At 64.6% G+C, this 18063-nt stretch carries 14 protein-coding genes and 1 CRISPR repeat array; of the genes, 6 read left to right on the forward strand and 8 right to left on the reverse strand.

Annotated features, from left to right (window positions below):
* The first annotated feature begins 150 nt into the window (after nucleotides 1-150).
* From ACYP33_RS18530 to ACYP33_RS18545, 4 genes are all read left to right on the forward strand, one after another.
* Nucleotides 151-1455 (forward strand): CitMHS family transporter, encoded by a 1305-nt coding sequence (locus tag ACYP33_RS18530; RefSeq protein WP_459623217.1) that lies wholly within the window; start codon nucleotides 151-153, stop codon nucleotides 1453-1455.
* Nucleotides 1456-1558: 103 nt separating this feature from the next.
* Nucleotides 1559-2938, forward strand: a complete 1380-nt coding sequence (locus tag ACYP33_RS18535) for an acyclic terpene utilization AtuA family protein (RefSeq protein WP_459623218.1) — start codon at nucleotides 1559-1561, stop codon at nucleotides 2936-2938.
* Nucleotides 2925-3239 (forward strand): AtuA-related protein, encoded by a 315-nt coding sequence (locus tag ACYP33_RS18540; protein WP_414445104.1) that lies wholly within the window; start codon nucleotides 2925-2927, stop codon nucleotides 3237-3239. Before ACYP33_RS18535 ends, ACYP33_RS18540 begins: the two co-directional genes overlap by 14 nt.
* 140 nt (nucleotides 3240-3379) lie before the next feature.
* Nucleotides 3380-4441: an LLM class flavin-dependent oxidoreductase gene (locus ACYP33_RS18545; protein WP_459623221.1), complete on the forward strand. Its 1062-nt coding sequence runs from the start codon at nucleotides 3380-3382 to the stop codon at nucleotides 4439-4441.
* A gap of 43 nt (nucleotides 4442-4484) precedes the next feature.
* Here ACYP33_RS18545 and ACYP33_RS18550 read toward each other — a convergent pair whose 3' ends face one another.
* From ACYP33_RS18550 to cas1f, 8 genes are all read right to left on the reverse strand, one after another.
* Nucleotides 4485-4754 carry a hypothetical protein gene (locus ACYP33_RS18550; protein ID WP_459623223.1) on the reverse strand — a complete coding sequence of 90 codons (270 nt, stop codon included), beginning with the start codon at nucleotides 4752-4754 and terminating at the stop codon, nucleotides 4485-4487.
* Nucleotides 4747-5493: a DNA/RNA non-specific endonuclease gene (locus tag ACYP33_RS18555; protein WP_414449470.1), complete on the reverse strand. Its 747-nt coding sequence runs from the start codon at nucleotides 5491-5493 to the stop codon at nucleotides 4747-4749. The genes ACYP33_RS18550 and ACYP33_RS18555 overlap by 8 nt, the downstream gene beginning before the upstream one ends.
* Nucleotides 5494-5542: 49 nt before the next feature.
* Nucleotides 5543-5929: direct repeats of the CRISPR family, unit length 28 nt; unit sequence TTTCTAAGCTGCCTACGCGGCAGCGAAC.
* Between the two features lie 129 nt (nucleotides 5930-6058).
* Complete coding sequence (cas6f, locus tag ACYP33_RS18560) at nucleotides 6059-6634, reverse strand: type I-F CRISPR-associated endoribonuclease Cas6/Csy4 (protein WP_459623225.1); 576 nt, start codon at nucleotides 6632-6634, stop codon at nucleotides 6059-6061.
* Nucleotides 6635-6639: 5 nt separating this feature from the next.
* Nucleotides 6640-7656 (reverse strand): type I-F CRISPR-associated protein Csy3, encoded by a 1017-nt coding sequence (csy3, locus tag ACYP33_RS18565; protein WP_459623226.1) that lies wholly within the window; start codon nucleotides 7654-7656, stop codon nucleotides 6640-6642.
* A gap of 73 nt (nucleotides 7657-7729) precedes the next feature.
* On the reverse strand, nucleotides 7730-8758 hold the full coding sequence (csy2, locus tag ACYP33_RS18570; protein ID WP_459623228.1) for a type I-F CRISPR-associated protein Csy2: 1029 nt from the start codon (nucleotides 8756-8758) through the stop codon (nucleotides 7730-7732).
* Nucleotides 8755-10119: a type I-F CRISPR-associated protein Csy1 gene (gene csy1 / locus ACYP33_RS18575; RefSeq protein WP_459623230.1), complete on the reverse strand. Its 1365-nt coding sequence runs from the start codon at nucleotides 10117-10119 to the stop codon at nucleotides 8755-8757. Before csy1 ends, csy2 begins: the two co-directional genes overlap by 4 nt.
* 274 nt (nucleotides 10120-10393) lie before the next feature.
* Nucleotides 10394-13927, reverse strand: a complete 3534-nt coding sequence (gene cas3f / locus ACYP33_RS18580) for a type I-F CRISPR-associated helicase Cas3f (protein ID WP_459623232.1) — start codon at nucleotides 13925-13927, stop codon at nucleotides 10394-10396.
* Nucleotides 13924-14916 carry a type I-F CRISPR-associated endonuclease Cas1f gene (gene cas1f / locus ACYP33_RS18585; protein WP_459623234.1) on the reverse strand — a complete coding sequence of 331 codons (993 nt, stop codon included), beginning with the start codon at nucleotides 14914-14916 and terminating at the stop codon, nucleotides 13924-13926. Before cas1f ends, cas3f begins: the two co-directional genes overlap by 4 nt.
* Nucleotides 14917-15606: 690 nt before the next feature.
* On the opposite strand from cas1f, the gene ACYP33_RS18590 reads away from it, so the two are divergent.
* On the forward strand, nucleotides 15607-16104 hold the full coding sequence (locus tag ACYP33_RS18590) for a hypothetical protein (RefSeq protein WP_459623236.1): 498 nt from the start codon (nucleotides 15607-15609) through the stop codon (nucleotides 16102-16104).
* Between the two features lie 360 nt (nucleotides 16105-16464).
* Nucleotides 16465-18009 (forward strand): methyl-accepting chemotaxis protein, encoded by a 1545-nt coding sequence (locus tag ACYP33_RS18595; RefSeq protein ID WP_414445095.1) that lies wholly within the window; start codon nucleotides 16465-16467, stop codon nucleotides 18007-18009.
* Nucleotides 18010-18063: the final 54 nt, after the last annotated feature.

The raw sequence follows: 18063 nt of genomic DNA on the forward strand, positions 1-18063 counted from the left end.
AGCCTGCGCGACGGTCACGAAGGCGCGCAATTCGCGGAGATTCAGATCCATAAAAGTTCGTGATTGCTGCAATCAAATCATTTCAATTGCGTTATCGCGTTTGCGAACTTACGCTCGGCCGAATCAAAAGACAAGACCGGAGACACCATCATGCTGCCGTTACTGGGGCTGGCCACCATCGTCGTGCTGCTCGGCGCGATCCTCTCGAAACGCATGTCGCCGCTGGTCGCGCTGATCCTCGTGCCGATCGCGGCCTCGCTGATCGGCGGCTTCGGGCTGCAAACCAGCGCGTTCGTGGTCGGCGGCCTGAAAAGCCTGGCCCCGGTGGTCGGCATGTTCGTGTTCGCGATTCTGTATTTCGGCGTGATCACCGATGCCGGCACGCTCGATCCGATCATCGACCGCATCCTGCGCGCGGTCGGCACGCGGCCCACGCGGATCGTGATGGGCACCACGCTGCTGGCGCTGCTGATCCACCTCGACGGCTCCGGCGCGGTTTGCTTCCTCGTAACGATTCCGGCCATGCTGCCGCTCTACGACCGTCTCGGCATGGACCGCCGCGTGCTCGCGGCGGCCGTGTCGATGGCGGCTGGCATCAACTTCCTGCCGTGGACCGGCCCGATGATCCGCGCCTCGGCCTCGCTGCACCTGCCCGTCTCGGCGCTGTTCAATCCGCTGATTCCGGTGCAGGCGGTCGGCCTCGCGTTCGTGTTCGGTGCGGCCTGGTGGCTCGGCCGCCGCGAGGAACGGCGGCTCGGCGGGAACCTGGCCGGCGGCGCGATCCCGATGCCCGAGCGCGTGTTGAGCGCCGACGAGCAGGCGCTGCGCCGCCCTCGCCTGTTCGGGTTCAACCTGGTGCTGACGGTGCTGGTGCTCGGCACGATGGTGGTGATGGGCGAGAAGATCCCGCCCGCGCTGATGTTCATGGTGGGCTTCTGCATCGCCCTGCTCGTCAACTATCCCGACGTGGACATGCAGCGCAAGCGCATCGACGCCCACGCGCGCGCCGCGCTGATGATGGCCGGCATCCTGCTGGCGGCCGGCGTGTTTACCGGCGTGATGCAGGGCAGCGGCATGCTCAAGGCGATGGCGAGCGCCGCGGTGGGCTTCGTGCCGCCGTCGATGGCCGGCCATATTCCGGTGGCGCTCGGGCTGCTGTCGATGCCGCTGAGCCTGCTGTTCGATCCGGACTCCTTTTATTTCGGCGTCCTGCCGGTGATCGCCGAGGTGGCGGGCCAGCTCGGCGTGCCGGCGCTCCATGTGGGCCAGGCCGCGCTGCTCGGGCAGATGACCACCGGCTTCCCGGTCAGCCCGCTGACGCCCGCCACGTTCCTGGTGGTCGGGCTGTGCGGCATCGAGCTGGCCGAGCACCAGAAATTCACGTTCCCGCTGCTGTTCGGCGCGTCGATCGTCATGACGATCGCCTGCGTCGCGTTCGGGATCTTCGCCCTGTGACGCGGCGCGTGGCGCCGTTGCTCATTTTGCCGCTCATTTTGCCGCTCATTTTGCCGCTCATTTCGCCGCTCATTTCGTCGCGCAAGCGACCGGACACCTCGTCATGACCGATCTTTCCTCCGCCCGGCGCGTGCGGCTCGGCGCCGGCGCCGGCTACTCGGGCGACCGCATCGAGCCGGCCGTCGAACTGGCCGAGCACGGCGCGCTCGACTATCTGATCTTCGAATGCCTGGCCGAGCGCACCATCGCGATCGCGCAGCAGGCGCGGCGCGGCAACCCCGCGCTCGGCTACGACCCGCTGCTCGGCGCGCGCATGCGCGCGGTGCTGCCGGCCGCCGCGCGCCACCGCGTGCGGATCGTCTCGAACATGGGCGCGGCCAACCCGCTGGCCGCCGCGCGCGAGACGGCGCGCATCGCCGCCGAACTCGGCGTCGGCCCGCTGAAAGTGGCCGCCGTGACCGGCGACGACGTGCTCGACGCCGTGCTGCGCGGCGCGTTCCGTTTCGTCGAATCGGGCGGCGACGTGGCCGACTACCGCGAGCGCATCGTGTCCGCGAACGCCTACCTGGGCGCGGCGCCGATCGTTGCCGCGCTGGCCGCCGGGGCCGACGTGGTGCTGACCGGCCGGGTTGCCGATCCGTCGCTGTTCGCCGCGCCGTTGATCCACGAATTCGGCTGGCGCATGGACGACTGGGCCACGCTCGGCCAAGCCACCGTGGTCGGCCATCTGCTCGAATGCGCGGGCCAGGTGACCGGCGGCTATTTCGCCGACCCGGGCTGGCTCGACGTGCCGGACCTCGCGCGGCTCGGCTTTCCGATCGGCGAGGTGGAGGCCGACGGCGCGGTGACGATCACCAAGGTGGCCGGCTCCGGCGGGCGCGTGGGCCTCGACACCTGCCGGCAGCAGTTGCTGTACGAGATTCACGATCCGGCGCGCTACCTGCAACCCGACGTGACGGCCGATTTCAGCGCCGTGACGATGGCCGACGCCGGCCCCGACCGCGTGCGCGTGACGGGCGGGATCGGCCGGGCGCGGCCCGACACGCTGAAGGTGTCCGTCGCCTACACCGACGGCCATATCGGCGAAGGCCAGATCTCCTACGGCGGCCCCGGCGCGCTGGCGCGCGCGCGGCTGGCCGGCGAGATCGTGCGCGAGCGGCTGCGCCTGACCGGCGTGCCGGTGAGCGAGTTGCGCATCGATCTGATCGGCGTGGATGCGCTGTACGGCGCGACCGATATCGGCGGCAGCATTCGCGGCGAACCGGCCGAGGTGCGGCTGCGCGTGGCCGCGCGCACCGCCACCGCCGCCGACGCGGTGCGAATCGGCAACGAAGTGGAAACGCTGTATACGAATGGCCCCGCCGGCGGCGGCGGCGCGACCAAGGCCGCCCGCGAGGTGCTGGCCGTGCAATCGGTGCTGCTGCCGCGCGAGCAGGTACAGGCCGGCTTCGAAATCGTGGAGGACACCGATGCAACTGCGTGAACTCGCGCATTCGCGCACGGGCGACAAGGGCAATACGCTGAACGTTTCGGTGATCTGCCGCGATGCGCGCGACTACGCGCACCTGCGCGAGCACCTGAGCGCCGAGCGGGTGAAGGCCTGGCTCGGGGCCTTCGTGCACGGCGAGGTGCGCCGCTACGAACTGCCCGCGCTGGCCGCGTTCAACTTCGTGCTCGACGATGCGCTCGGCGGCGGCGTGACGCGCTCGCTCGCGCTCGACGCGCACGGCAAATCGGTCAGCTCGGCGCTGCTGGCGATCGAGGTGCCCGCGCCACCGCGCTGATCAACGCCGATATCAACGCCGATGCCGATGCCCGCTCCCGCATCCACCGCCAGGAACATGCTTAGCTGAATAACTTGGTTGGTGCGGGCCGCCGGCGGCGCGAACATGACCGGTTGCTTCGACCCGATCGAGAAACCCGTATGTCCGCTTCCCTTCCCCGCTTCGGCGTGTGGGCGCTCGTGCATGGCAGCCGCGCCGCGCTGCAGGACCCCGACGAGCCGTACGACGCCTCCTGGGCGCGCAACAAGGCGCTCGTGCTGGAAGCCGAACGGCTCGGCTACGATTCCGTGCTGGTGGCCCAGCACACCATCAATCCGCATCGGCCCTCGCTCGACCAGCTCGAGGCGTGGACCGCCTCGGCCGCGCTCGCCGCACTGACCGAGCGCATCGAGATCATCGCCGCCATCAAGCCGTATCTCTACCATCCCGTCGTGCTGGCGAAGATGGCGCAGCAGATCGAGCACATCAGCGGCGGGCGCTTCGCGATCAATCTCGTCAATGCCTGGAACCGGCCCGAGCTGGAGCGTGCCGGGATCGGCTTCGCCGAGCACGATGCGCGCTACGCCTACGGGCGCGAATGGATCACCGTGGTGGACGCCCTGCTGCGCGGCGAAACCGTGCGCTTTGCCGGCGAGCACTTCCGCATCGACGACTACGCGCTGCGGCCCACCGACCCGTTCCGGTCGCGGCCGCGCATCTACGTGGGTGGGGAATCGGAGCCGGCGCGCGCGCTGGTGGCCGACAAGGGCGACGTGTGGTTCATCAACAGCCAGCCGCTCGACGATGTCGAAACCTTGATCGCCGATTTGAATGCACGGCCGCGGCCGGCCGGCGCGGCGCCGCTGCGCTACGGGCTGTCGGCGTTCGTGATCGCGCGCGAGAGCGCCGCGCAGGCCGAGGCGCACCTCGCGCACCTGTTCGCGCTGGCCGAACTCGACAAGCCGCTGCGCGAGGAACAGAAGCAGCACATCGATCCGAACGCGGTGATGTGGCGCAACTTCGCACAATCGGCGCGCGTCGGCTCGAACGGCGGCACCGCGGCCGGGCTGGTCGGCAGCTACGACGAGGTGGCGCAGCGCATCGCCGCGTTCCATCGCGCCGGCATCGAGCTGTTCATGCTGCAGTTCCAGCCATTCGAGGCCGACATGCGGCGCTTCGCCGAGGAAGTCGCGCCGCGCGTGCGGCGCTTGCTGACGCGTTGAGCGGGCGCGGCGACCGGGCCTGCGGTGCCGCTGCCGCTGTCGTTCAGAACGGGTTGGCGATCTTGCCGGTGGGCGCCGGCGGTTCGTCGGCCAGCTTGGCCGGCAGATCGGGCTCGGCCTTCAGCACCTCGACGATGCTCGTCACGGCCGCCAGCAGCGCTTGCGCACGCTTGAGCCCTTCCTGATCGCGCGCGATCTCCAGGTCGCCGCTGATCTGGATGCGCGACGGATCGTTGCTGATCGTCAGCGCGTCGCCGGCGATATTGACGACGCTCGCGTCGTCCGCGAAAGCGGTGAAATTGGTTTTAGACACCTGACAACCCTCCTGGCTTCGTATCCTTCAGTCGTTCCGGCACGCCCGGGAAGCGCAGCCCGCTGGCTGCCTCCAGTTCGTGCACGGTTTCGATATCGTATCGTTTCGCGTTGACGTTCTTCACGACGATCGCGAACGCCGTGTTCTTCGAGGGCAGATAGACGAGCTTGAAGATCTCCGTCGGCACGATCACGCGGCTCTCGCCGATCGTCTGCAACTCGCTGCCATGGAACATCGGCCCCGTCACCACGTAGGCCTCGCCGTTGCGCACGGCCATCGCGCGCACCGCTGCCTCGATGTGCGCCCACAGGCGGCGGTTGTTCTGCGGATTCTGCGGGATCATGTTCGCCAGCGAGAACGATTCGGCCATCGCCTGATCGTTCCAGCGATCGCCGGCCGGGCTCAGGTGGCCGCGGTCGTAGCCGCTGCGGCGGTAGTCGGCCAGCGTGGCGCTGTCGCCGGCCGGCAGCCGGCGCTCGACGAAGAAGCGGTTGGTGCGCACCTCGTCCTTCGCGTCGGCCAGATGCGCGGCCGTCAGATGCTCGGCCGACCACAGCGGCGTGTGCGTGACGCCGGAATGCAGCACGACGAAATCCGAATAGCAGATCAGGCGCGTCTGGCGCGCCATCTTCGGATTCGTCAGTACGGGTTCCTGGCCGGAGGGGGAGAACTGTGGGCACGACGACGCGAATGCGGTCGCGGAGATCGTCAGCGCGCAGAGCGCGGCGAGCCATTTCATGGGTGGGGGGTTTCGAGGAAAAAGGCGCGCATTGTAGCGGAGTGTGGGATTTCTAGGCTGCCTGTGCGGCAGCGAACCACAGCCGCATGGCGTCTCTGCTCACGACATGTTTCTAAGCTGCTTACGCGGCAGCGAACTCGGGATCTCGTAGCTTGTCAACGAACGCGCCTTTTTAAGCTGCTTACGCGGTAGCGAACGGGGCGGACATGGCCATGCCCGGTGAGCTACTTTTCTAAGCTGCCTACGCGGCAGCGAACTATTTATTTGACGGTTCCGAAACCCGATCTGTTTCTAAGCTGCCTACGCGGCAGCGAACGTATGAAAAGCTTGAATTAGATGTAGGGGCTTTTTCTAAGCTGCCTACGCGGCAGCGAACTCGATCGATGTGTCGCAGCTCGTATTCGGGCCTTTCTAAGCTGCCTACGCGGCAGCGAACTAGCCCCTAAATCCCCCAACCCCTTATTCCAAAAGGAAAAACCCCCAAACCCCACACCGCCCCCCAAATTCGAGGCCACCTCCTAACCCCTTGATTTCAAAGGCCCCGAATTCCCGCCACAGAAAAGGGTTAAAACCAAGGCACGGTCGCCCCCTGATCCCCACGACTCAACCCATAGCTGTTGAATCCCCCCGCGACCGCCAACGCGCCCCCCTCACCCTGCTCGACGAAAAGACAAAATCCCTGCCCCGTACTCGCGCTGCGCAATTGCACGTAAGGCAGATCGGGTTGCCGCTCCACGCTCTCGGGAATATGCGCCGCAGCCTGCTCGGCCGTCTCGCCCTTGCGCATCATCCGGCGCCGCCGCAACCGCTCCACGTTTGTTTTGAACTGACGCCGCCGCACCACGCAATGCCGCGCATCAGCAGGTACCGCCGCGAGATCCGTCACCGAAACATGGTCGCGCATGCCCTGCAACCACGGCAGCGCCATCAACGCACGCAAGCCCTCGTCGCTACCGTGCAGCCTGAGAACGCGTCCGATCGAGCGCGGCCGCAAGCGATAGCCCGGGAAACTGATGCCGACGTCATCGCGGCGCAGTTGCACCAACACCCGGTGCAGTTTTGCCATCAGCGCGCCGAACAGATGCACCTGACTGAACTCCGGGTCGTCCAGCAGGGCAATATCGATGAAATGCGTAGTCATCGGCGTCAACTCGCATCGCCGAACACGCCGCCGCGAATCAGCACGGCCATCACGAAATGCTGTTGCTCGACAGGCGGCATCTTGTCCTTTAGCAGCCAATCGTCCAGCAGCGTATAAAAATCCTGCTTTTCCTTTGGCTGTCGATATGCCTTGCCTTGAGTCGTGACCGAACCGTACGGCTCGACGGCGATCGGCCCCAGTTGCTCCGCGCCTGGATACCAGCTATCGATGGTTCGCAGCGCATTGCCGATTTTCTGCGAATGGATACCGGCCACACCATCGACCTGATACAGCGTCTTGCTCTTTCCGGAGGCGCCTTTATCGAGTATCAGTTCCTGCGACGGGAACACCTCCTGTCCGCAGCCCAGACGCACATAGGCGCTCACCTGCAACAGCACGTGCTCGCGTCCCGCGAGGCCATCACCGATCAACTCGCCCAGCGGCTTTACGGACGCGGAAGCGTCGCCAGCCGAGCGCAAGTTCAACGACAGCGCATCGAACGTCCACGAATGCGCTCCCGCACCGTCCTGCCACCGGGCCACATCCACACGCACCTGCTCCGCGCCGATGCGGTTGCGCCACAGGAACCGGCCATTCGCGAGGTTGGCCGCATACCGATGGGCAAGCGCACCGAAGCCGTGCTGCCCGACATAAGCATTGACGACAGTCGAGAGCCGCGCGCGGTACGACGCGCTGTTGCAGGCCGACGGCATGCCCGCGCCGCCCAACACCCGCAACGTAAACCGCACGCGCAAGGTATCGCACTCGGTCGGCAAGGTGGCGACGTCGACCGTCTGGAGATTCGGGTTTTCGATGGCCGCGTCTAGCTTCGCCGGGTCTTGTCCCTTGGTTTTCACGCGATTCGAAATCGTGCCGCGCACCGATTTTTCACGAATGACGACGGGCGCCCAGGCGGCAGCATTGTCGATATCGCTCCAGTTGCCGGCATGGAAAATGGCGTCGGACGGATCGAGCTTGCGTTCGAACGCGAGCACGCTCGCGGAAATCGTTTTTTCGGACATACGGTTCACCTCGTAATGGATTGTTGAAATGCAAGGCGGCGCGGCGATCGTGTCGTATCGTCACGCATTCACGTCAATCGAAACTGGGTAACGCTTCGTCGAAGAAATCCGTCTGCGCTGCGCCCTGATAGCCGCTGCGGCACCGGTACAGGCCACGCTCCGTGTCGGTTTCCGGCGCCCACATCAGCTCGTGCGGATGCGTCAGGCGGTGCGGGCTCAGCCATTCTCCGAACGAATACACGGATTCAACCCAAGCAAACGGGATCGACGGGTCGCGCGTGTTGGCGACGGCACCGGGCTCCTGCAACGGGGCCAACGCGGCATAACCCACCGGAATCGGCACCGTCCAGCCAGCACCTTGCGAGCGCATCGGATCGCCCCATCGAACACGGTCATCGCCGGCCTTTCCGCTACCCTGTTGCGCAGCATCGAGCGGCTCATGATTGAACCGGGCCGCGTGCAGCCATGCATCGAGCAACGTGGCTTCCGGCTGCGTTTCGCGCAGCATGCGATGACGCGCTTCGAGCAAATCGTCACGCCCCACCAGGGCATGGCCAGGCAGCCATTGCCTGCGCCATCGCGCGAACAGGCGAACCTGCTCGTCGTAGTCGCCGGGCAGCGCGGCGATCCACGGTTGGGTGCGCCGGCCGGGCAACGAATGCGCGGGCAACACGCTGCCGCCGGCCACCCGCATCCGAGCAACCATCTCGCCGATCTGCTGCGCCCAATCGGCAAGCTGCTGCGGTTGATGCAAACCGGGCGACGCTGCATCGCTCGACGGGCCGACATCGAATAGCAGCGTGATGTCCAGATGCATGCGCCCTTCCTCGACGATCGATGCCGTCGAGCCGTCCTTCTCGACCGGATTACGCGTCAGCCGGAACGTCTTCACATAGCCATCCGCCACCAACTCCTCGGCGCGATGACAAATCACGCCGACCCGATGCAAACGCAAAGGGATGCCGGCCGATGAGAGATTCCGTTGCAATGCCCACATCAGCCCTGTGATCGCCGTGATCGACGGGAAGCCGTGCGTGAACGGGCCCGAGATCGCATTGGCGTTCTGAATGCGCAAATGCGGCAGCACCAGGAGCGCTTTCATGCCCCCTCCATTGCGTCGGCAGCGTCGGAAGACGCAGGCACCGATCGCGTGACGTGAAACTGCCCGCCCCACGAGCGCAAGCCGTCCAGCACGTCGCCTTTCCAGACGCTCGCCTCGATATACCCGACATCGGGCACCGCCTCGCGAAGCTCGGCGTTCAGCCATGTTGCGAAGCGCTCGGCAACACGCTCGGGCCATTCGAACTTGAGCCAGCGGTCGGCAAACGCGGTTTCGTCCGGCAGATCGGCGCGCAACGGGTCGAGCCAAAGCTGCTCGTCGGTGGAGAGGTCGGCAAACCGTGCCTGGCGCGTCCACCCGGCCGGCACCTGAAGCAATTCGCCCGCGTAGATCAGCAGTTCGTCAACCATTTGCATCCGCAACGACAACACGCGATCGCGCGTCGTTTTTGTTGACGGCGGATTGCTGTGCAGCAACGCGCGCAATGCATGCAAGGTCTGACGCACGGAACGGCGTGCGCCAAAGGCGCGATCGAAGACGGACTTCGCGTGAACCGGCAGCCCTTTCGGACCGGCCTCCCAAGTGGGCGGCAACGATGACAGCAGATAGTTGACGCCGCGCCGTTCGCTATTGAGTTGGGAGACATTTTGCGGTTGAGTTCCACCCAGCTTCTGCACCGCTATTCCCTGATATTCGCGATAGACGCCATCGAACGCCGTGCCGTCACGGCGCGCCTGGCGTGCGAGCTTGTTCGTTTCGCCGAACCGCACCTCCTGAATATCGGCGTGGATCGCATGTGCCAACGAAGTGGGATACAACGGCGCCAGCAAGTGATATTGCGCATCGTTGCTGGCGTCGCAGCCGACAAGCCAATAGATTTGCTTGGCCGTTGTGTGGGACGCTGCACCTTGATCACGCGCGCGCATCACCCCGAGAAAAGCTTCACGCAAACTTTCGGCTTCGACGGGGTTGCCGCGCAGCGCTGCCGTTGCATCAGCATCGCCTGCTTCCAGCGCACTCAATAACGTGCGGCCGTCACAACGGATTTTTAAAAATTTGAAGACATCGAGTGACGATGCATTGCCCACGACATCGATCGAAAATCGATCACCCAAGGCATGACTACCCATTTCCGCAAGCGCAGGCAATTTCGCCGGTTCGACATACAGATTCGTCCCTCGCGCTTCCGGGTGAATGGGCTTCAGTGAATGCGTCACGACCTGAATGTGTTTGACGCGCCGCGCTGCGTCGTGCAGCCATATGTCGCGTCGATGCTGGGTGACGACCTCTAGCCGCTTGACATCACCCATGGGAGACTTGTCGAGTTTGGTTTGCAAACGCGCCTGTATAAACGCGTCGATTGCCACTCTGAAACTTGCGGAATACTCCAGCGAATCGGACATCCGTTTATCTCCAAAATAAAAATGTGAGCGTACGGATCCCGCGTGCACACGGGATGAGTGGAAGTAACGTTATCGGGAGCAAGCTGGCCCATTTCCAGATGATGGTCCCACAAAGAATGTAAGAACACGTCGCCGTTCGTCGCAGTCTGTCGCAGACCGTCACACGCATTAACTTGCTAATATGGCGGCTCGATACCGGGCAGGTAGCTTAGAAAACAAACAAAGTCAGAACTCAAGCTCAATCTCTGCCGAACAGGCAGTTTCATGACGAATATCAATCCACGCAAAAACCGAGCGCGCTGTGATATCGCCATCCGGCATCCGATTTCGGCAAACGCACCGTTGAATATCGCCATGCACATTCCGCCAGCGTTTGCCCATGTGCTTCAGCCCACCGCTGTAATTGCTCAAGCAGATCGACTTCACACCATGTATCGATGCCGCGCCCGGACAAAACCCCACCCGCCACGGCAGGCAGCAGCCGATTTCGCTCGTCCACGCTTGTAGATGCGGCCCGCCCGAAATGCGGATACCTCACATGCAGATGCAATTCGCATTCGCTGTCGTCGGGCATCAACACCACCTCGTCCCGCTTCACCGGATCGAACCGAAACGGCTGACACTGCGGCATGACCCCGGTCAACCACCGATGCCGGCCATCCGCATCGCGGCAACGCCAATGTTGAGTCGCATCGCGTTTGATCGGCGTATGCCAACGGCCGGCCGCATCGCGCGGCAACATCGTGTCCCACATGCGGCCGTGCTCCAGATCGGCGAGACGCGAGGCCGGTTGCAGATCCTCGGCTTTGCGGATGCGTGGCCGTGAATCAACCACCCAATCCTGCGCATCCGGCGGCAATGCCAGTAAATGACGAAGGCGCCGATGTCGTAAATGAAACAGCCGCTGCGTGTCGCCGGGATTCGAATCCCCTACCATGCCCCGCATTTCAAATCCGGGATGCGTGAAAACCGGCTCCCCCTTGCCGCGTGCCTCGAAGCATCGCAAGTTCGCATCGAAAACAGCCATGTTGGGCCGATCCACCGCCCCGTCGCGATGCCGCCGCACTCGCCCGCCAAGCTGGATCAGCGAGCGCATCGAGGACGGCTCGGCAATCGCCCAATCGGCATCCCAATCGCGGCCCACTTCGCACACCGGCGACGCCAGCACGACGAACATCTGGTCGGCTTCGGGGTAGCGCTCGACCATCGCGCGCACGTCGGGACTGGACAGCAGCGCGTCCGTCTCGCCGTCGCGCGCATGGCGATCGAACGCGGCGTCGAGTTGCGCCTCGATATGCGAGCGCGACAACAGCGGAAACTGCGAGTGATAGACACAAAGATGAATACGCAGCCCCGCAACCGGCGCGCCGTGCCGATACATCGCAAGCGCCACATCGAACAGCGGATCGATATTCGACATCCGGATCAGCCCCAGGCTGACGCGCTTCCCGCTCGACGGATCGACGCGATGATTTTGCGGATCGCGATGCAGTTGCCACGCCTCGGCGAGCGCCAATCCGGCGAACGCCTCCCGCCTCGCGTCGCGCGCCAGGTTCACCCATGCATCGGGCACGTCGATGAGCCGGGCGCGCCGCCTCACCTCAGCCTTCGCCAGCCGCGCGGTGCGTGTCTCGACAAATGCGCCGTGCGTCGTTTTGAATGAGCCTGCATCGCCGCAATCCCGATGCGACTGCGAGAATTCGTCGACCCACAAGCATGGGATCGACGGCGCCTCGTCCGCCCGCTCGCCGCGATTGCGCTGGTAATGGCGCCGCCCGTCGAGATAGGCGAGAAACAGGCCTTCAACGAGCGCGGGCGGCAATGTCGCCGACGACAGCAGTACGCGCGCCCCGAGCAAGCCAGTCCAATGCACGAGCCGCGTCAGGGCCGGCAGGTCAAGCATGTCGAAGTCGTCCGGCTCGTCGAGCACGAGGTCGCCGGTCATCAGCCGCAGCATCGGTGCGATTTGATGACCGCCGCGCAGGCTTTCCGTGGCCGGCATCAAATGATCGACCGTGCAGACGAGCACCGGCGCCGCAATCAGCGCGCGCACCGACGCGTCGCTCGTCAACCGTTGCAGCAGCGCATGAGAATCGTCGCCTTCGTAGAGGATCTGGCCATCCTCGTCGATCAGGCGCTGCGACGAGGCCGAGCCGCTGGCCTCGGCCAGCCGCTCACGATGCTCGAACACGGCGCGCGCGGCGCTGCCGCCGACGCGCAGCGCCAGTTGATCGTCGCGCAAGCCGAGGTCGCGCTGAAAGCTGCGCCCGGTTTGCAAGGTCAACGCACGCAAGCCGATCGCGAATGCGCAGCGCATGCCGCGCTGCGGGTCGGCCAAGGCGTTCATGATGCGAGCGTTGCCGAGCGTTTTCCCGCACCCCGTCGACGCGAGATTGACGACGAACGCGCCATGCTCGGCGCTGCGCAACCGGATCGATACCGCCAGATCGGCGGCCTTGTCTTGCCACTGGAAATGCGGATTGCGGTTGCGCCGGCTCAGCGCGCGGTGGCGCCGCAAGGTCGGCAAGCTGCGAACCAGCGTCGGCAGGGAATGCGTGACAAGCGATGCATGGGCCTGAACGCCAAGCAGATGCTCGTCCAGCGTTTGGTTGAAAACGGTCCGCGTCGAGCTTGCAGACGCCGCCCCGCGCTCGCCGTTGCGCAGGGTATTGGCGTAAAGCGGATAGCCCGCGTTCCGATACGGGCTGCGCCGGGATTCATCGGTGATGCTCGAATAGTGATGGTCCGCCAACATCAAGCACAGCCGGGCAACGTGCATCGCGAACGCGTCGTCGAGCACGTTGCCGCCCGGATCGACGCACGGCAGGTTCAGCAACTTGTTCGCATAGCGCGCCGCCTGCTTTCGCCATGCGTCGGTCGACACCGGCAAGCCGTGCGGGAACGCCCAGCACGCCGCCAGTTCATCGGCATCGACCGCATCGCGCGGCTCGTTCCAGTTCGCATCGATATTGCGAAACAGGTTGGCCGGATCGAATCCCGAACTATCGGATGCCTGCGCGCCGAACCGATGCCAGCGTGACTGTGCGTGCTGTTCGTCATCGTCGTACGTCTGGCCCGAACCGCGCGCCGCAACCGGCATGCAGGGCAATCGATGATGCGTCAGGATCAGCCACGCCACGGCCTGTGCCAGCGGCGGCATCGTGGCGAACGGCAAGTTGCGCGCTGCCGCCTGATCCAAGCCGTCGCGCAACAATCGTCCGCCCGCGTGATCTAGCCATTGGGATTCGAATGCGTGCGGATCTGTCGACGGCGCCGAGCACGCCGCGAGACGCGTCAACCAATCGGCATCATCCGCCGCCGAGCCGACGAAGGCCTGAAACAGCCGCACCGATACCCACTCGTGACGATAGTGATTGCCATGCGGTTGGTCCGATCCACTCAACTTTTCCTGAAATGCGCGCGTGGCTTTGCCGAGATCGTGCAGCAAAGCGGCCAGTGCCGTCATCGCCGACATCAACGGAAGCCGGTGCCAATGGCTCTCGTCGGCTGCACGCAGGATGTCGCGGCCGGTCGAAGCGGTAGGCACCGCACCTTCCGCGTTGAACTGACGGGCGTCGCCGACAACCCACATCAGTTCGCTGTGATCGCGCCCGCGAATCCAATGGCATGCCACGGCGGTATTCTTGCGGGCGCTTTGACGCAGCAGCTTGCGCACCGTGTCGAGGCCCGCCTGCGTAATCGGCGTCTGCCAGGTGCGATCGCCGCGTCGCTCGGCGAACTGGTCGAGGATGCGACGCGTTTCGGTCAGAGCGCGCTTCGTGCATTGCGATACGAAGAGGACGTTCATTGCGCGCCTTTCGCGCTGACGGAGCAGCAGGCTGTGTCCAGCGCGATCGATTTCAGTGTGTCGATGACGAAATCGAGAGATTCGTCGCGCGTCAGGTTGTCGATGCAGCGGTTGCGGAATTGCTGTTCGTTGTCGCCGCGCATCGCCGAGACGAACGCCTGCGGAAGAATGCTCGCGTCCTTGATCAGATCGGCGGCATCGAACACGAGGCCGCCGCGGCGTGTCTTGCCGTGAAGTACGGCCAGGCCATGCGGCAGCCCGAGCACCCAGGTGGCGGTCGCACCCAGGCCGTAGGCCAGATAGTTGCCGTGATCGAGATACCGGTTCGCGACATCGGCGCCGGTGCCGCGCTTGGCGCGAGTGAATTCGCCATAACCGACCGCGTCGACAGCGAGTTTGAACAGCGCTTTGGTCAGGCGTGCCTCGCTCGTCAGCAGTGCGGTGACATCGGTGCAGGTATCGATTTGTTTTTCGAATTGGCGAATCAGCGTTTGAAGACGATCGGCGTCGATTTCGAATCCCGCTTCGCGCATGGCGCGCGAATTCCATATTTTTTTTATTCGATTCAGGCGAGCAGTTTGAATATGCTTGGCTGCTTGAAGCCGTAGCGCTTCGTCGAACCAGAAACGCACCCAGGCCTGGAGATATTCGGTCGGGCGATATTCGCTTTGCGGGCTCATCCAAGCGACGTCGACATCGACTTCATTGGCGCTGAACAGCGGCGTGCCGCCGCCTCCGCAAAAACCGACCAGCACGCCGGCCTTGGCCAACTCGCGCATGGCCGCTTGGGTAACCGAGGTGCCGGTGCCCAGCAAAATGCTCGTGGTGTTGGCGATCGGGATATTCCAATACAGGCTTCGTTTGCCGGCGTCGGTTACATATTCGACGCGACCGCCGTTGACCAGAACGCGGCAATGCTCGAGATAATAAAGATTCGCGCGTTTCGAATGCAGGATCGTTTTTAGATCTGATGCTTTTATGGAATCCATGCCGCACCTGCTTTATTTATGGGCGGGTATCGTAGCGGAGGATTTGAAACGGCGAGTTGATTTGGGTTGGGGTTTGGGGGATTTTTGAAGCGTGGGGCTGGCCGGCGCCTCGCCAAGCTAATGAGGTTACGCCCTGGTATTTCTGGGCTGCCTATGCGGCAGCGAACGCCGTCAGCCGTGGCCGGCGATACTGCTGCTTTCTAGGCTGCCTGCTCGGCAGCAAACCCAGTCGCTCAGGCTGTTGCGGCTGATGGGGCTTTCTGAGCTGCCTACGCAGCAGCAAACAGAGGAAAGATCAATGCGGATCGAGGAGACGTTTCTGAGCTGCCTACACGACAGCGAACAAGTGATGGCCGATATCGCGCTCGTGTTCCACTTTCTGAGCTGCCTACGCGGCAGCGAACATGACCGTCCGCGAACGGCTCGTCGTTGTCCATTTCTGAGCTGCCTACGCGGCAGCGAACTATCACCCAAATCCCCCCCCCCTGATTCCACGACCAATCCCCAGCCGCCAGCGAAGTTACCCCAAATTCCCACCCCATCCATAACCCCTTGATTTCAAAGCCCCCGCCATCCCGCCTAAAAAAAGGGTTCACGCCGCCCCCAACCCGACCAAACGGCCAGCCACCCCGATCCCACCCGCCAAACCGTTTACAATCCCACCCCCGCACCTCCCAACCCCACCACCCGATGAGCACCGGCACCGATACCCCCACCGACGACGATCTCCCCGTGATCCACGAAAACACCCTCTGGCGCGACACCGGCTGGACGGCCCGCGTGATCAAGAACGAGGATGACGATGGCTGGGCGGTCGAGATGATCAAGGACGGCGAGGCCGAGCCGGCGCTGGTCGGCCCCTGGACCATGGGCCGCGACAAGAAGAACCCGAAGCCGCTCGACGCGAACGCGTTCCGCACGCTGGTCAAGACGGCCTCGGAAGTGCTGCGCCGCCACGAGCAGCAGCGCGCCGCGACACTGCACAAGCAGGTGACGGTGCACACCGATACCGGCAGCATCTCCGTCACGCTCGACATCGTCCCAGACGAAGACGAACCCTACGCCGTCCTCAAAGCATTCGACGACGCCGGCGACGCGCTCGCGGAACTCACCGTCAACGCCGGCTTCCGTCTCGACAAGGCCAGCGCCACGCGCTGGATCGCCCGCGATTTCGAACGGCCCGACTGACAGCCCCGACACGCCCGCCCGGGCATCGGGATTCGCGCCGCGAAATCCGCCCATGCCCGGTCATTCGACCGATGCGTCATCGCCGCGAAAGCCGTCAATTCAATCCTCCGAAATAATCCGCAAGTCCCGGCCGGCCCTGCCCGGCCCGATTATTTCCACACGCGAAGCCAGCCCATCCGGGCACAAACGCGCGACAAGCCGCCCCGCCTAGTCGGCAATTCGGCCGGTTTCTTCATAGTGGTATTCCATATATCTCGTGCGCTTGTCGGTCTCTTTCGTCTGGTATACCGTATGCCATCTTAATCGCCCGGCCCGCTGCGGCGCATGGCGCGTTCCGTTGTCGCCACTCTTTTCATTCACATGCAGAATCTTTCGATCGGCAAGAAATTGTCCACGGCGTTTTGCGCCGTCATCGCGGTCTTCCTCGTCAGTTCGGCCGTGTGTTGCTACGGCATCGCGGCGATCGACCACAAGCAGAAACAGAACGCCGTCTCGGCGCAAGCGCAGTTGGTCATCAAGGACGCCACGGCCGATTACCTGAACATCATCTGGTCGCTGCTGGCCTACAACCTCGACGGCCAGCCGGGCCACATCAAGTGGAAGATCGACCACATCGGCGATTTCGCGCAGCACATGGCGGCGATCAAGGCGCTCGATCCGCAGGACACCGAATTGAATGGCCTGGCGGACCGGGCGCAGGCGCAATACGACGCCTGGGCCGCCAAGGTGGTAAATCCGATGATCGAAATGCGCTCGCACGTCAACGACGGCAGCGCCACGCTCGCGCAGTTGAGCGCGCTGACGGAAGGCTTCGGCAGCTATCTGGGCACGGACGCGATGATCGCGGCGGTCGATGCGCTCGACAAGGCCGAACGCCAGCGCATCGCGATGCGCACCGACGCGCTGGCCTCGCTGCGCCACACGATCAACCTCAGCGTGCTGCTGGCCGCGGCGCTCGCGGTGGTGTGCGCCGCGTTCGCGGGCCGCTGGCTCGTGACGGCAATCCGCGATCCGCTCGCGCGTGCGGTGGAGACGGCGCAGGCCATCGCGGCCGGCCGTCTCGACAGCCGGATCGAACGCCACCGCACCGACGAAACCGGCCGGCTGCTGGCGGCGATGCACGCGATGCAGGCCTCGCTGCAAACCATCGTCGGCTCGGTGACGAGCGGCGTGGAAGCGGTCAAGGTGGGCGCGGCGCAGATCGCGGCGGGCAATACGGATCTGTCGTCGCGCACCGAGCAGCAGGCGGCGGCCCTGGAGGAAACCTCGGCCACCACTCACGAACTGAACGAAGCGGTACGCCAGAACGCCGAAAGCGCTCGACACGCGTGCAGCGTGATCGAGCGCGCGATGGCCTCGGCCAATGCGGGCAGCGCGATGTCGAAGCAGATGATCGCGACGATGAACGAAGCGTCGGGCAGCGCGGAGAAAATCGCCTCGATCACGTCGATCATCGAGGGCATCGCGTTCCAAACCAACATTCTCGCGCTGAACGCGGCCGTGGAAGCGGCCCGTGCCGGCGCCGAGGGCCGCGGCTTCGCGGTGGTGGCCTCGGAAGTGCGCTCGCTGGCGCAGCGCTCGTCCACGGCGGCCAAGGAAATCAAGGAACTGATCGAGCGCTCGACGGCCTCGATCGGCGGCGGCGCGACGCGCGCGCAGGACATGGGCGCGACCATCACGCAGTTGCAAGCGGATATCGCGGTGGCGAAGGACGTGGTGGAAGCGATCTCGCAGGCGTCGAGCGAACAGAGCCGCGGCCTGGAACAGGTCAGCCAGGCGATCGCGCAGATGGATCAGGTCACGCAGCAGAACGCCGCGCTGGTGGAGGAAGCGGCGGCCGCGTCGCACGCGCTCGACGAGCAGGCGGTGCGCTTGCAGGGCGCGGTAGCGGTGTTCTCGCACTGAGCGGACGCGCCCTGCCCGCCCATTCATTGACCGTTGCGCGCGCAACGGTCCCGA

The organism is Burkholderia sp. 3C (genome assembly GCF_054589155.1).